Here is a 15301-nt window from a genome sequence, read left to right as displayed (position 1 = left end):
GCGACCAATTCTTTATTTGGATTTTCCATGCAAGATTTGCATGATGCTGAATTTCCCTCTGATGCGCAGTATGCCAGAGGCTATTTCATGGCCTGTCGCTGCGCACGTTCTTGACACGTTCGCTGCTATAGAACGCAAGAAGCCCGCTCAATGAGCGGGCTTCTTGCGCTGACCACAATATTCAAGGTGTTGCACCAACAAGGATCAGTGACACCTTTGCAAGCTGTCTATCATGCCTCCGGCAGGCCAAGGGCCTCCTTGACGGCCGGCCAGGCAGGTTCACCATCACGGGTGGTCACGCCTTCCAGCCAGGCCTTGACCTTGGCCGGGTTGGCCTTCATCCAGGTGCCGGCCACCTCTTCCTGCGGACGCTCTTCCTTGCCATAGCCATAGATCAGCTCGCTCTGCTCCTCGGAGGTGAAGGAGATCTGATCCAGGAAGACGGAGGCATTGGGATGCGCTTCGGACCATTTCTTGTTGGCCAATGTCTTCACATCACTGGCGCCACCACCCGGGCCCCAGAGGTCTTTCGGGTCATCCAGGAAGACCATGTCGTATTCGACGCCCATCCAGTGCGGAGTCCAGCCGACGAACATGACCCACTCATTGCGCTTGATGGCGTTGGCGACCGTGCCCAGCATGCCGGCCGTGGAGGATTCCTTGAGGTCCCAGTCACCCAGACCGTAGATGTCTTCATCGACGGCGCGGTTGGCGATCTCGCTGGACCCCGAACCGATCTCGATGGAGTAGATGGTCTTTTCGAACTTGTCGGCAAACTCCGGCTTGTCGACATCATTGAGTGAGGTGACACCGGCTTCGGCCACATAACGCGGCACGGCGAAATTGGCTCGCGCGCCATTCACGTTATTGCCGAAATCGACCATGGCGTCCTTCTCCATCGCCGCGTTGTACATGGTGCTCTGTCCGGGCAGCCAGGCGGCCAGATAGACATCGACCTCACCCAGCGAGATGCCTTCATAGGTGATCTGCGCGCCCAGCTGACGCGTGGTGGGGGAATAGCCCAGCGCCTCGAAGATCTCGGAGGCAATCTCGGTCTTCATGGTCACGCCCGGCCATGGCGGCGCCGCGAACACGACACTGGCATCTTCCGCGGCAGTCGCCGGCGCCGAGAGCGTTGCCAGCAACAGGCCGCCACTCGCCAGTGCCATGCGCAGCGGCAGAGGTTTCAGGAAACGGGACTTGGTGAAGGGGGATGACATAGGGATCTTCCTCGGTTGTTGTTATGAAGGTGCGATAGCTGTCATGCAGATGCGATAGCCAAGCAGCGCTGGAAACAAGCGTTCGTATGAAGACGACACCTGTATAAATACCACTTCTGCAAAAAGCACTTCCACCAAAAGATTCACAATGTGAAAAACTCACCCTCCACCTTAAGCGCTGGGGTTGGATCGGTACAAGTCGCAAACGCGCCTCCATCCAACGCACAGGCCCCATCATGTCTGGCGACATGATGGGGCCTGGGTATCTCAGCAGAGAACTGCGATCAAGAGGACTGCGATCAGAAACTGGCGATCTCTTCCGGACGCAGGAAGCGACACTCGCCCGGCTCCAGCTCCGGGTCCAGCTCGACATCGCCGATGGCTTCGCGATGCAGGGCTTCGACGTGATTGCCGATGGCCGCGAACATGCGCTTCACCTGGTGATAACGGCCTTCAGTGATCCACAGCAGACCCACAGTGGCGGTTTCCATCTCGAGACGTGCCGGGCGAGTCGGCTTCTCTTCGCCATCCAGCATCAGGCCGTGATCGAAGTCCTCCACGGCGCGCGCCAGCTCATCGCCTTCCAGCGGGCGTGCCAGAGTGACGCGATAGCGCTTGGCACAGGCCTTCTTGGGCGAGGTGACGCGGTGGTTCCACTGGCCGTCATCCGTCATCAGCACCAGACCGGTGGTGTCAACATCAAGACGCCCGACGATGCTGAGGCGCTCGACATTGGGCAGATCGATCAGGTCATGCGCGCGCTCATAGAGGCCCGGCTTGCTGGTGCATTCGACATTGGCCGGCTTGTACAGCATCAGATAGCGCAGCCCCATCAGCTCCAGGTGCTCGCCATTCCATTCAACGCGCATGCCATCCTTGACGGCACTCGCGGTGTTCTTGACGACCTCACCATCCACGGTGACATCGCCGCGGTGCACGACCTTCTTGGCATCGCTACGGCTGAGATCCGTGGTTTCGGTAAGGAATTTGTCCAGGCGCATCAGGCCTCCAGAGTGAAATGATCGGCGTCCATCCACGCCGGAAACTTGGTGCGAAACTCGTCGAGCGCGCCGCGTTCAAGCGTCACGGTCTCGATGAAGGGCTGGTCTGGCGCAGGGTCGAGGATGGGCTCGCCCTTGAAATCGCAGACCATGGAATCGCCGGTATAGTGCAGCCCGTTGGCGTCGTCACCCACACGGTTGACGCCCACCACATAGGCCAGATTCTCGATGGCGCGCGCCTGCAACAGCGTACGCCAGGGGTGGCGCCGTACGCCCGGCCAGTTGGCCACGCACAGCAGCAGGTCATATTCGAAGGCGCTGTCGGCGGCGGTCTCGGCAGCACTCACGCCACCGATGACAGGGCGCTGACGCAGCCAGGTCGGGAAGCGCAGGTCATAGCAGACCGAGAGCTGGATCCGGAAGCCGTTGAGCTCGACCAGTACCCGTTCATAGCCCATGCCATAACGCTCATGCTCTCCCGACATGCGGAACAGATGTCGCTTGTCATAATGCGTCACCTCGCCGTCGGGCGTAGCCCACAGCATGCGGTTGTAACACTCACCATCATCCAGCACCGCGATGCTGCCGGTCATCACGCAACCACGGGTGATGGCCTGCGCCTTGAGCCAGGCGACGCTATCGCTGGACGCCATCGGCTGCGCCATCTCACGCGAGTTCATGGTGAAGCCGGTGGCGAACATCTCGGGCAGCACGATCAGATCGGTTGCGACATTGCGGCCATCGGCGCCCATGACCAGGCCAGCGGTATCCAGCTGCTCGCCGAGCAGGCGACAGTTCTCCGCCGGGTCTTCCCAGCGCAGGTCCGCCTGCACCAGACTCACACGCAGTGTCGCCCCTCGCGAGGCATCACCAGCATTCGCTTGCGAGGAAGTCGCCTGTGGCTGTGTCGTCATGGTCGTCGTGCCTCCCTGCTGACTGAATGGACGCTGAGTGGCGACTGGCGGATTCGCGGTGGCATGAGCCTTGCCCACCCTGCCACTGGCCGTGCCACGCCTTGAAAGCGCCCATTCTACCGTCTGTGGCGCTCAGATGTGAGAGGCAATGCCGTCACGCAGCGCGGGTGTGTGCATGAGGCTCCGATGATATATTGGCCCCGACGCGCCGCCGTGGCCTCGAGCCATGCCGACACGCCCTTCTTCCTCGTGCTCAAGGAGCCCTGCATGCCTCAGCTTCGCTTCCATGGCGTTACCCCTGCCCGTCTCGCCCCTGTCTCGCGCACGCTGGTCGATCAGCTCAGCGAGGCCACCGAGACGGCGCGTGACGAATTCACGCTGGAATGCATCAGTACCCAGTATGTGTTCGATGGGCAGGTCGTGGATGCCTTCCCCTTCGTCGAGGTGCTGTGGTTCGAGCGCGGCCAGTCGGTACGCGATATCTGTGCCGGTGCCATTCACCAGGCGATGCGTGAGGCCGGTTATCCCGAGGCCGAGACCTTCTTCCTCGCGCTGCGCCCCTGCGACTACTACATCGCCGGCAAGCCACTGGCCCGGGATGGCGAGGGTGACAGGGTTGGCGGAGATGGCATCAGCGGCGAGAGCGGTGAGAGCAAGGTGCGATGAGCCAGGCGCAGACTATCGCCGAGCAGGCTGAAACGGCAGCTCTGGCGCGTCACGAAGGCCTCAAGGGTGTCGGATTCGGTCTGACGGCCTATGTCATGTGGGGTTGCTTCCCTCTCTACTTCGCGCTGTTCCAGGGCATCCCTGCCTGGGAGGTACTGCTGCACCGCATCCTGTGGAGCTGCGTGTTTCTCATCCTGTTGATCAGTCTGCTCAAACGCTGGTCACCGATTCGCCAGGCCCTGTCACGCCCTCGGCAACTATGGCCGGGGCTGGCCTGTGCCCTGTTGATCGCCGCCAATTGGGGCATCTACATCTTCGCGGTGGAACAGCATGAAGTGCTGCAGGCAAGCCTCGGCTATTTCCTGACACCGCTGGTCAACGTGGCACTCGGCATGCTGGTGCTGAAAGAGCGCCTGACTCGCCTGCAGGGCGTGGCGCTGGGGCTGGCGGCACTTAGCTTGAGCCTGCAGTTCCTCACGCTCTCCGAACTGCCCTGGATCACACTGTCATTGGCACTGTCCTTCGGCACCTACGGGCTGCTGCGCAAGCGGGTCGCGCTGGATGGGCTGTCGGGACTGTTCGTCGAGACATTGATGCTGGCACCGCTCGCCCTGCTGCTGATCGCCGGACTGTGGCAGGCGGGAGAGACACGCTTTCTGGCCACGGGTATCGGGCCGCTGGAACTGCCCGCCAGCGTGCTGCTGATGTCCAGCGGCATCCTGACGGCACTGCCGTTGCTGGCCTTCGCCGGGGCAGCTCGCCGTCTGCGCCTCGCCACGGTGGGCTTTCTGATGTACATCAACCCCACCATGCAGTTCGCCATCGCCTTGCTGGTGTTCCAGGAGTCCCTGAAGCCGTCGATGCTGCTCACCTTCGTGCTGATCTGGTCCGGGCTTGCGCTCTACTCGACCTCGACCCTGATGACGCATCGCGCCAGCCAACGCAGCCGGCGGGCGCTGAAGGACGATGTCGCGTGATGCCCACCCTGCCCATTCACCCGCGCGGAGACGCCTGATGGCGGAGACACCCGACGATACCTGGCGCGCACGGCTGCTGCGCTTCCTGCCACGCCTGATCGGCTTCGCCTGGCGGGTGCTGGGCCAGTTCATCGCCAATCGTGGCGTGCTGCTGGCCGGCGGAGTGGGCTACAACATCCTGCTCTCCAGCGTGCCGCTGTTCGCGCTGAGCTGCGTACTGCTGACGCACCTGGTCGATGAATCGCGCCTGATGAGCATCATCGCCATCCAGGTCCAGCATCTTGGGCCAGGGCAGGAAGACGTGTTGCTGGATGCGGTGCGCAAGCTGCTGGACAACCGAGACGTGATCAGCTGGATCGGCATGGGGGGCTTGCTGTTCTTCGCCGGGCTGGCCTTCCGCATGCTGGAAGACGCCATCGCGCTGATCTTTCATCAGCATCCAGTGATTCGAAAGCGCAGCGCCTGGATTTCCGCCCTGCTGCCCTACGCCTTCGTGATGGTGCTGGGCGCGGGCCTTCTGGCACTGACCCTGCTGGTGGCGCTGGCCTCGGCGATGAATGATGCCCTGACCCTGCTGACTGGCATCGAATTGACCCTGGGGGATGCCGGCAGCGAAGTGATCTACCTGATCAGTATCATCGGCATGTTCGGGCTGTTCAGCGCCATCTACAAGATCCTGCCCCAGACTCGCGTCTCGACCCGGCGCGCGCTGGTCGGCGGGCTGGTCGCAGCGACTCTGTGGGAGCTGACACGCCTGGCACTGAGCTGGTACTTCACCCACCTGTCCTTCGTGGGTGCGATCTACGGCTCGCTGGCGACCCTGATCGTACTGTTGCTGGGCCTGGAGATCGGCGCCATCATCCTGCTGCTCGGCGCCCAGGTGATCGCCGAGCTTGAGCAGTGCTCACGCGAGAACATCCGCTGGTACCGCACGCCTGATCGCAAGCCGCTGACGCGCCTGCAATCCCGCCGCAATGCCATGCAGCATGCCGGCGAGATCAGCGAGGAGGATGAGTGGGAGATGAGCCCAGACAGGCGTTCAGGCCGTAGATCGGAAAGTGAGACGGGAAGCGATCCACAAAACGGCTCAGACAAGCGCTAGCCCACTCCCACGGAAGACACACCACGCACACAACAAAAAACCGCCCCGAGGGGCGGTTTTTTGTTGTGTGCGACAACGGCCTGCCTCAGTTGACCAGCGATGCCTCCAGCGAGATCTCGGCGGTGAACAGCTTGGAGATCGGGCAACCAGCCTTGGCCTTCTCGGCAGTGGACTGGAAGTCTGCCTCGCTGATGCCCGGCACATCGGCCTTGGTCACCAGGGCGATCCTGGTCACGCTGAAGCCGCTGTCGTCCTTGTCCAGATGGACGGTGGCGGTGGTATCGATGGCCTTGGGCTCATGACCCGCCTCGCCCAGCATCATCGACAGTGCCATCGAGAAGCAGCTGGCATGCGCCGCCCCGATCAGCTCTTCGGGATTGGTGCCGGCGCCATCTTCAAAGCGCGTATTGAAGCCGTAAGGCTGATCCTTGAGCGCACCACTTTCACTGCTGACAGTGCCTTTACCCTGCTTGACGCTACCTTCCCAATGCGCGGAACCGGTTTTCTTGATCGTCATGCCTGTCTCCTTGACCTGGGTGAACACTCAGGGCCGTTGCCCTGTCCCTCTCACATTGTCATGGCACGCCGCGACTTCAAGGGGCGTCTGCCCTTTTGCGATCAGTAGTGTCTGATCGTTCGCGTGTCAGTTGAGCATCAATCGAGTGAGCAAGACACGCCGCCCACCCCGGCGAAGGCGCCCGACGCCAAGGCCAATTATTGAACAAGAGTTGAATTCGCGCCGCGTGCCCCGATAACTGTTCTATCGATTACCTGGCGCGCAACGCCGAGTTGCAGTCACTCATGTCACCCTCTCATGTCTGGCATCGTGCGCTCGCAAGCTGGCGCAGCATTTGCCGACCCCTCATACGTCGCCGGTGAATTCCTCACCCGCGCGGCTGCCGACACCGGCGGCCAGACCCGCAAGGAGTCCCCTCATCATGTTCTACAACACCTCGACAGCTACCACTGACGTCAACGCCTCTCACCATGACCTACGCCCCGGCCTGCGCCCTGCCGCAAGCACCCGGCTGCGCCGTGGCATTGGCGCCGCCGCAGTGATGCTGGGCCTGCTGGGCCTCTCCCCGGCCCAGGCCTTCGATGAGATGAACACCGAGACAGGGACCAGCGGCGCGGCCACTTCCCAGCATTCCTCGAAGGGTCAGCCAACGCCCAGCCACTCTAAGCGCACCGCGAACGGCGCAGCGGACAACGGCGCGCACTATCAACAGAACGAACAGCCCGAGGCACGCCAGCAAGCCAAGGACAACGCCACGCGCCAGGTACAGAAAAGCCTCGATGGCGGCGAGATCGGCAGCCAGGGTGGCCGACACGCCAACACTGGCCAGGCCAAGCCGACCGAGAACTGGTTCGGCTGCCCGCCCTCCGGCAGCAGCAAGCAGAATGCCCAGTGCGATGGCAAGTGATTACCAGCACTGAGCACTCGCCATAGGCACGATTGACGCTCAAGACGCAGGCCCCGCAACCCACGGTTGCGGGGCCTGCGTCTTGAGCGCATATGCTTATGTGCATGGAAAGCAGCACTGCGTTGCCGCTTCATGCAGCAACCCTGAATTATTTGAGAAAAAATCTCGCAAATTCAGTCAATTACATGCACAGGTTGTCAAAACGACAACACTCTCCTTCCAGCGTTCCGGCTTGTGACACCCAGGTGCGGCAGGCACGATATAGGACATACAGATGATCCGTCGATCATTCATTCAGGCCACCGCACTGCGTCGATCTTCACCTCTTTGTGCACGCAGACGATCAGGGCCTACGACCGGATACCACAGCGGAATGCTTTCCGCGGGAGACGTACTAGATGACAGATACCACCGCACTGTTCACCCCCCATGCCTTCGCCGGGCTGGAGCTCGGCAATCGCCTGGTGCTCGCCCCGATGACGCGTACCAGCGCGCAGGATGATGGCCAGGTGCACTTTGACATGGTCGATTACTATCGCGATTTCGCGCGGGGCAACTTCTCGCTGCTGATCACCGAAGGCATCTACACCGATGAAGCCTTCAGCCAGGGCTACGCCAACCAGCCGGGGCTGGCCAACCAGGCGCAGCAGGACAGCTGGTGCCCGGTGGTCGACGCCGTGCATCAACAGGGTGGCCGTATCATCGCCCAGCTGATGCATGCCGGCGCCCAGACCCAACACAACCGCTTCAAGGATGAGGTCGTCGCCCCATCCGAGAGTCGCGCCAGTGGCGAGATGCTCAGCTTCTACGGTGGCTCCGGCCCCTTCCCGCTGGCCCGCGAGATCAGCGAAGCGGAGATCCATGACGCGATCGCCGGCTTTGCCACCAGCGCCCGTCGTGCCAAGCAGGCCGGCTTCGATGGTATCGAGCTGCATGGTGCCAACGGCTACCTGATCCACCAGTTCATCAGTGAGCGCTTCAATCAGCGTGATGATGCCTGGGGCGGCGACGCCATCGCACGTCTGGCCTTCCCGCTGGCGGTCATCCGCAGCGTACGCGAGGCGGTCGGCACCGACTTCGCCATCGGCATGCGCCTGTCCCAAGGCACCGTGACCGAGCCGGAGCTCACCTGGCAGGGTGGCCCTGACGAGGCCCGCGAGCGCTTCGCCAAGCTGATGGAGGCCGGACTGGATTTCCTGCACCTGACCGGCAGCGATGTCGATGCCCCCGCCTTCCCCGAGGCCGATGACGAACGCGAGCGCAGCCTCAGTCTGACGGCGCTTGCCGACCAATCACGCAAGGCACAGGAGTCAGACATCACGCTGATCACCAATGGCAATGTCGCCAGCGTCGCGAAGGCGCAGGCCGCCCTGCAGCACGCGGACCTGGTCGCCATCGGTCGCTCGGCGCTGGCCAATCATGACTGGCCCAAGCGCGTACAACGCGGCACCTGCCTCACCGAGTTCGATTTCTCGATGCTGTCGCCACTGGCCACGCTGGCCAACGAGGAAGACTGGCGCATCGCCAATGACAAGCCTGCCAACTGTGAGGGTCGCTGCTGATAGCGACTGACAGGCAAGACGCAAGGAGCCCCGCCAGTGACTGGCGGGGCTCCTTGCGTTGGGGGGCTGGACGCATCTCGACCTGACTTCAGACATACAGCCGCTGATACCACTCAGGCCTTCAAGAGAGTTCCATTACTGAAGGCCAAGGCCGTCATGGCGGACATGCCGGCACTTGTCATGCGTCCAGAATGCCCACCTGCAGCGACGCCTGCTTCATCGAGACATCCCTCTCGGGGCGATTGCTCATCATCGGCTTCTCTCAGCAATGACGGATACTGCTGCGCCCACTCAGCCAACTCCTCAAGCCCTGCGGCAAGACTGACACTGGGGCGAAAGCCGGTCAGCGTTTCGAGTGTCGAGGTATCTGCCCAGGTACGCTCGACATCCCCCGGCTGCATCGGCAGCAGACGCTTGCGAGCCGGGACACCCAGCGCTGCCTCGAGGCCATTGATGAAGTTCCCCAATGCGATGGGCTCTCCACGCCCGAGGTTCAGGACACGCGAGGGAGCGGAATTCACTTCCTGCGTCGGCGGCAGATGCATGAGCCGGTAGATGCCCTCCACGATATCACTGACATGGGTGAAATCACGCGCCATCTGCCCATGGTTGTAGACGTCGATCACCTCTCCGGCCAGCAGCTTGCGTGCGAAGCGAAGTGGCGCCATGTCCGGGCGCCCGCGGGCGCCATAAACGGTAAAGAAGCGTAGCCCCGTCACCGGTAAACCATAGAGATGCGCATAGCTGTAAGCCATCAATTCATTTGAGCGCTTCGTGGCCGCATACAGCGAGAGCGGGCGTACCCCCGCCTGGGATTCCTTCAGAGGCTGACGGCTGTCATCCCCGTAAACGGAACTGCTGGAAGCATAGAGCAGATGACTCGGCGTCGCGGCACGACAAGCCTCGAGAAGATTGACGAAGCCGACCAGGTTGCTGTCGACATAATCAAAAGGCTGAGTGATGGAGTGGCGCACCCCAGCCTGGGCCGCCAGATTGACGACGACATCAAACTCCTCTTCCTGCATCAATGTGCGAAGCGCCTCACGTTCGACAAGATCCAGCTTGACGAAGCGAAAGCAGCCCGACAGGCGTGCATTGCCAGGGTCAGCAACGCACTGCCCGGCAAGTGCCTCGAGACGTGTCAGGCGGTGCAGCTTCAGCGCCAACGGATAATAGGGATTGAGATTGTCGAGACCGACGACCTGCATGCCGTCCTTCAGGAGTCGCTCACACAGAGCAGCGCCAATGAAACCTGCAGCCCCGGTTACCAGTATCTTCATGCTCATCATGTCTCCTGAGCGGTCGTGATCAACGCTGTTGGTGCTGATGAGGGGCCGCCCAATGCCGCTGCGGGTACCGTCAACAATCGGTGGCGTCCCTGATGAAAGACCGGCTTGGCATTGACTCCACCGTCTACTGCCGCCTGACACCAATCACGCATGCCGGCCAGAGGGCCTGGCGAGGCGGGTAAACGCAGACATTTGTCAGCCTCGATTATCAGCCAGCCATCAGGATGCGCTGTCTGCCAGGAACTCAGCTGACTCGAATCGCGCTTCAACTGCTTCAGTGGCTGGGTCAGTCGCCCCAGAAACTGCCAGGTTGCCTGATAGTCCCAGCCAACGACGGCCACTTCCTGGCCTTCCTGTTGATGGTGCTGAACCCATTGAGCCAGGGCAGTCTGATCCAGGCGCGGCCATAACGGACGCAATGTCAGGGCCAGCAAGCAGGTCACCAGCAACACGCTGCCCAGCGCCAGTCGCCGCTGAGCATTCAGCGCGCTATTGCCCAGTGACTCAGCGGCAGGTGTTTGAGCCGTGATGGGACTTCTCGCCTCATCCACGCAAGGCCACAGCCATGCCATCAAGGCCAGCAAGCTGGCTCCCGCCATGAAACACGCAAGGCTTGCGTTGCCTGAAACCACCAGCGCTGCGTTGGTCGGCAGAAATGAGGCATCAGTCAGCCAGCCTGCGGGCATGACGATGACCGCCAACGCCAGGCTTGTCAGTCCCAGGCCACCGCTGATCATTGCCAGCAGTTTCAGCGATGTGCGAGCCGGAGGCTGGCGCAGAGCAGCCCAGGCCAGCAGCAGACTCACCGGTACCAGTAGCGGCATCAGATAATGCACTTGCTTGCCGGAGATAAGGGAAAAGACCAGCAGTCCGCTCAATGCCCAGAAGCGTCCCAGCTTCAGCAAGGGCTGCTCTGACGTTGGCCGCTGGGCAATCGAGGCCAGAAACCCCTCGATCAGCAATCGCGGGCGCAGGCTGAGCGGGAAGATCAATACCGCCAGCCACGGTAGATACCACCATGACGGTCGAGCGTGATCCTGCGCGGAGACGACGCGGTTTGCCGTCTGGCCCCAAAGCAGGTCCTCGACATAGTCGGGAGGGCCAGTGATGACGGCGGGAAGCAACCAGATGCATAACACCGCGATGCCCAGCAGCAGGCTCAACACCCAACCGCGCCACTCATAGGCCCACACTTCGCGGGCTTGTGCTTGCGTCCACCAGGGGCGCGAGCCGACCACCAACAGAAACCACAAGAGCGCGACCGGCCCTTTGGCCAGCAAGGCCAACCCCAGCCACACGCCACTCTCGAGCACGACGCTCGGGCTGAACGACTGCCCTCCCTGTGGTGTACACCAGGGTCGCAATGCGCCCAATAGACACGTCGTCAACAGCACATCGAACATCAATGCCTGGCTATAGAGCACCCACATCAGACAACCGGCGAGTGTCCAACGCACCATGCGTACCCAGAGTTCATGTCTCTGCCGCTCGGCATCGGCCAGGCTGGTGGCCGGCCACAGGGTGCGGGCGATACGCCCTATCTGCCAGATACCCAGTAGACTCACCAGCGGCATCACCAATCCTGGCCAGACATCATTGACTCCGAAGACCGCCCATCCAGCGTGGATCAACCAGAACAACAGTACCGGCTTGTCAGCGTAGGCCGCTCCGTTCATGGTCGAGACGAACCCGCTGCCGGCATGCCACATCTCCCATGCCACCGAGACATAGCGGGTTTCATCGATGGGCAGATAGGGTCGTGCCAGCGCTGCTGACATCAGCAACACTCCCCATAGCGTCCAACATGTTCTCTCGCTGGCATTCAGGTTGATCAACGAATGGGAGCCCCTTCCCATCAGGGATATCGCGCATGAAAGTTGCTTCTGACACTTCATGGCTGAACCTCCGGCATCAGAGTATGGCGCTGGGGAAGTCCGATCAGCCGTGCCGCTTCATTGGAGACCGAGGTCGGCGCCAGATACATCGGCGCAGCATCGGGATTGCCCTGACATTTCACGGCCGCGCTGCCAGGTAGCAGTACCCATTGCTCATCCGGCTCATTCAATGTGATGGCCTGTGCGCCATCCAGACAGGCATGCCGCTTGAGCTTGCGGGGCGTCAACAAGACCCAGCGGCTCTGCGGGGTCTCATTGAGCCATGCATAGAGGCGCGAGAATTGGTCTTCCTCCGGCGTCTTGTAACCGAAGTGCCACAGTGGCTGGCGCGCCTGCAGGATGTATTGCTCACGAAAATCGGGAATGGCCAATGCCTGGTAATCGCTCTTCTCGGCAACCTGCGCCATCAGTACGGCAGGATTGCGAACCGGGTCCATCAATCGTGCTCCCCAGGTGCCCCACAGACTCCAGAACACCACGAGCCAGATTCCCAAGGCCAACAAGCCGTGCCGTGGTTTCAGCCAGGTACAGAGTGCGATACCGCTGACACCCAGCAGCCCCCACCACCCCCATGGCACCACACCCTCCTTTTCGGCAAGCGTCACCAATGCCGGGTACCCGAAGACACCGAGCAGTGCCGCGATCAGGAAGATGCCTGCCAATCCGGCGCAAAGTGCAAACCCCAGCCAGGAAACATGAGGCTTACGTGACAACCCCGGCAACATGGGTGCCAGGCCGATCACCAACAGCGGCAGCGCCGGCAGGATATAGACTCCCCGCTTGCCAGGAGACAACGAGAAGAAGACCACCATCAATGCCGCACCCACCAGGGGCAGCCAGACGCGTAGATCGCGGCGCGAGAAGCGGCGAGCGAGTGCCTTCGGCCACGAGGGTAGCGTCAGCAGCAGCGGCATCCATGCCCAGGGAATCACACTGGTCAGGAAGTAATGCCAAGGCTTCAGATGATGCCAGCTGTCGGTGTATCGCTCAGCGGTCTGCTTGAGCAGGATGTTGTCGCGATAGGCGGCAAGCTCCGAATCGCCGGACACCAGGGACATCACCAGCATCGGACCTACCCAGAGCAACGGCGCCGCCAGCATCCAGCAGAGTCCGATCAACAGCTCGCGTGATGACAGCTGCCCTGCGCGATGACCACTGCTGCGCCAGGTCGATGCGTGACGCGCAGCCATCAGCCAGAAAGGCAACATCAGCAACGGCAGGAACCCGACCCCCTTGGTGAGGATGCCAAGCCCCATCGCAAAGCAGCCGAGATGGAAATAGCGCACGCCATCATTGAGCAATGCATGCCGCAACAATCCCCAGCTACCCAGCAGGATGAAAGCCGTGACCAGCATGTCGATCTGAGCCGTACGAGCCTGCAGGATGAACTGCACTGACGCGAGCAACCACAGCCCGGCAATGAAGGCTGTGTGCCGGCCATGCAGGCGGCGAATCAGGTCCACGCTCAGCCCCAGAGTCGCGGCCCCGGCCACCAGCGATGGCAGGGCAAAGCCGATGCGGATATCCCCCACCAAGCCAGTGGACAAGGCACTGAGCCACATGAAGATCGGCGGCTTGTCGGGATAAAGCTCTCCCGCGCGGTGTGGCAACCACCAGTCCCCCGTGATCCACATCTCGAGACCATTGAGCGCGAAGCGTGGCTCATCGGCAGGCCACGGCATGCGCATGCCAAGCCCGATGGCAGAGACAGACAGATACAACGCCCCCAGGACCCACCAGGGATGGCGGGAGAGACTTCGGTACACACCGTAAGCTGGCATCATTGCCTTCATGCGCCCGTCCCTTGGTGCTGAACGGGATTGGCATGGAGGTGTGCCACTTCAGTCTTGAGTCGGGCGTTTTCTATCTCCAGCGACGCGAGCCTGGCCTTCAGGGAGTCGTCAGTGCCCGATTCGCGATCTTCCGTCTTGCCACAAGCATGTTCGACGACAGTGGCCGCCTGCGGTGCTCGGGACGACGCTTCGCTACCAGGCGACGTGAGTGACTGGCGATCCCGCTTGATCAAGCTCAGATTACGCAGATAGATGAAAAGCCCTGCCCCCTGACCGGCAATGAATACCGGGTCCTCGCGATGGATGGCATAGGCAAGCAGCGTCATGCCACCGACAAGCGAGAACCACCAGAAGGCACGCGGAACGATGGAACGACGTGCCTTCTCACTGGCCAGCCATTGGATGATGAAACGCGCCGAAAACAGCGCCTGACCTCCAAATCCGACAGCGACCCACCACGGACTGACATCCATCAGCAGGCTCCCCGCGCCATGTCGGCCTGGTCCGGGTTGCTGTCACCTGTAGCAGTATCGTGACCGCCAGCCAGATAACGTGAGGAGGAATCGAACAGGCTTGTTGGCGCGGATGCAGAGGTAGTCGACACGGCCGTCCCCGCCAACGGCAGCGAACCTTGATCGATGACCTCACTGGCAGCATGGCCGAAGATATTCTCGAGCGGTGACGGTAGACGTGAGCGACGCACCAGCCACATCACTCCGACGATATCGGCAATACCGACCCAGAGCCGATCGAAGAAGCCGTACTTGGACACTCCTGCCACACGTTCGCGGTGACGGACTGCCAATGACTGCACCTTGCCGCCCTGAGCGCGAACCAACGCCGGAAGAAAACGGTGCATGTGATCGAAATACGGCAGCCGAAGGAAGACGTCACGACGCATGACCTTGATTCCGCAGCCGGTATCTGGCGTGTCATCGTGCAGCAGCGCTTGTCGGATGGCATTGGCCAGGCGTGATGACACACGCTTGACGGCATCATCGCGGCGCTCGGTACGATGACCCGCTACCAGGTCGAGTTTTTCGAGCGTTGCCAGTGACAACATGTCCGGCAAGTCCGCTGGATCATTCTGGCCATCGCCATCCAGGGTCGCCAACCACCGACCGCGCGCCAACCGGGCAGCCTGCCACAGCGAAGTACTCTGTCCGAAACTGGTGCCGTGGTGATAGGGACGCAATCGTGAATCTTCCTGCGCAGCCTGCTTGAGCCAACGCCAACTGCCATCACTGGAACCATCATCCACCACGATGATCTCGTAGCGCTGCCCCACAAGCGCTTCATGCACTTGGGCAATAAGACTCGGCAAGTTGTCACGCTCATCACGAGCCGGTATCAACACCGAAACTCCTCCGCACAAGGGCTCCTCGCCCTGCGCCGAGGGGTGGACTGGGCCAGGCGATGTCATGGTGATCGCGGACTTCATGGAATAACTCCTGAGCA

14 protein-coding genes are annotated in these 15301 nt (G+C 61.6%); 5 read left to right on the top strand and 9 right to left on the bottom strand.

The window, feature by feature from the left end; genetic code table 11:
* Positions 1–230: 230 nt before the first annotated feature.
* The 3 genes from F8A90_RS06375 to F8A90_RS06365 form a co-directional block, all read right to left on the bottom strand.
* On the bottom strand, positions 231–1220 hold the full coding sequence (locus F8A90_RS06375; protein WP_200019425.1) for an ABC transporter substrate-binding protein: 990 nt from the start codon (positions 1218–1220) through the stop codon (positions 231–233).
* A 299-nt stretch (positions 1221–1519) separates the two neighbouring features.
* Complete coding sequence (locus F8A90_RS06370) at positions 1520–2221, bottom strand: pseudouridine synthase (RefSeq protein WP_043335073.1); 702 nt, start codon at positions 2219–2221, stop codon at positions 1520–1522.
* On the bottom strand, positions 2221–3135 hold the full coding sequence (locus tag F8A90_RS06365; protein ID WP_200019424.1) for a nitrilase family protein: 915 nt from the start codon (positions 3133–3135) through the stop codon (positions 2221–2223). Before F8A90_RS06365 ends, F8A90_RS06370 begins: the two co-directional genes overlap by 1 nt.
* Positions 3136–3402: 267 nt before the next feature.
* On the opposite strand from F8A90_RS06365, the gene F8A90_RS06360 reads away from it, so the two are divergent.
* From F8A90_RS06360 to F8A90_RS06350, 3 genes are read left to right on the top strand one after another with little or no spacing between them, the layout of a single operon-like run.
* Entirely contained in the window at positions 3403–3801 is a 399-nt protein-coding gene (locus tag F8A90_RS06360) for a DUF1904 family protein (RefSeq protein WP_200019423.1), read from the top strand.
* Entirely contained in the window at positions 3798–4778 is a 981-nt protein-coding gene (rarD, locus tag F8A90_RS06355) for an EamA family transporter RarD (protein ID WP_200019422.1), read from the top strand. The genes F8A90_RS06360 and rarD overlap by 4 nt, the downstream gene beginning before the upstream one ends.
* Before the next feature lie 37 nt (positions 4779–4815).
* Positions 4816–5880, top strand: a complete 1065-nt coding sequence (locus F8A90_RS06350; RefSeq protein ID WP_200019421.1) for a YihY/virulence factor BrkB family protein — start codon at positions 4816–4818, stop codon at positions 5878–5880.
* 85 nt (positions 5881–5965) lie between these two features.
* On the opposite strand, the gene F8A90_RS06345 is transcribed toward F8A90_RS06350, so the two are convergent.
* A complete protein-coding gene (locus tag F8A90_RS06345) occupies positions 5966–6397 on the bottom strand; it encodes an OsmC family protein (RefSeq protein WP_200019420.1) in 432 nt (143 codons plus the stop codon).
* Positions 6398–6818: 421 nt separating this feature from the next.
* Here F8A90_RS06345 and F8A90_RS06340 point away from each other — a divergent pair, with 421 nt between their 5' ends.
* Entirely contained in the window at positions 6819–7304 is a 486-nt protein-coding gene (locus F8A90_RS06340) for a hypothetical protein (RefSeq protein WP_200019419.1), read from the top strand.
* Between the two features lie 398 nt (positions 7305–7702).
* A complete protein-coding gene (locus tag F8A90_RS06335) occupies positions 7703–8866 on the top strand; it encodes an oxidoreductase (RefSeq protein ID WP_200019418.1) in 1164 nt (387 codons plus the stop codon).
* Positions 8867–8979: 113 nt separating this feature from the next.
* On the opposite strand, the gene F8A90_RS06330 is transcribed toward F8A90_RS06335, so the two are convergent.
* The 5 genes from F8A90_RS06330 to F8A90_RS06310 all read right to left on the bottom strand — a co-directional run bounded on the left by F8A90_RS06330 (position 8980) and on the right by F8A90_RS06310 (position 15200).
* Positions 8980–10146 carry an NAD-dependent epimerase/dehydratase family protein gene (locus F8A90_RS06330; protein ID WP_200019417.1) on the bottom strand — a complete coding sequence of 389 codons (1167 nt, stop codon included), beginning with the start codon at positions 10144–10146 and terminating at the stop codon, positions 8980–8982.
* A 5-nt stretch (positions 10147–10151) separates the two neighbouring features.
* Complete coding sequence (locus F8A90_RS06325) at positions 10152–11933, bottom strand: ArnT family glycosyltransferase (RefSeq protein ID WP_200019416.1); 1782 nt, start codon at positions 11931–11933, stop codon at positions 10152–10154.
* Positions 11934–12046: 113 nt separating this feature from the next.
* On the bottom strand, positions 12047–13843 hold the full coding sequence (locus F8A90_RS06320; RefSeq protein ID WP_233593467.1) for an ArnT family glycosyltransferase: 1797 nt from the start codon (positions 13841–13843) through the stop codon (positions 12047–12049).
* A complete protein-coding gene (locus F8A90_RS17545) occupies positions 13840–14316 on the bottom strand; it encodes a lipid-A-disaccharide synthase N-terminal domain-containing protein (protein ID WP_233593466.1) in 477 nt (158 codons plus the stop codon). The genes F8A90_RS06320 and F8A90_RS17545 overlap by 4 nt, the downstream gene beginning before the upstream one ends.
* Positions 14316–15200, bottom strand: coding sequence for a glycosyltransferase family 2 protein (locus tag F8A90_RS06310; RefSeq protein WP_233593465.1), 885 nt, complete (start codon positions 15198–15200; stop codon positions 14316–14318). Before F8A90_RS06310 ends, F8A90_RS17545 begins: the two co-directional genes overlap by 1 nt.
* Positions 15201–15301: the final 101 nt, after the last annotated feature.

Origin of the sequence: Cobetia sp. cqz5-12 (genome assembly GCF_016495405.1) — a bacterium.
In the GTDB taxonomy this organism is placed as follows: Bacteria; Pseudomonadota; Gammaproteobacteria; order Pseudomonadales; family Halomonadaceae; genus Cobetia.
The sequence above is the reverse complement of the archived record's forward strand: the minus strand, read 5'-3'. Positions and strand labels throughout refer to the sequence as shown.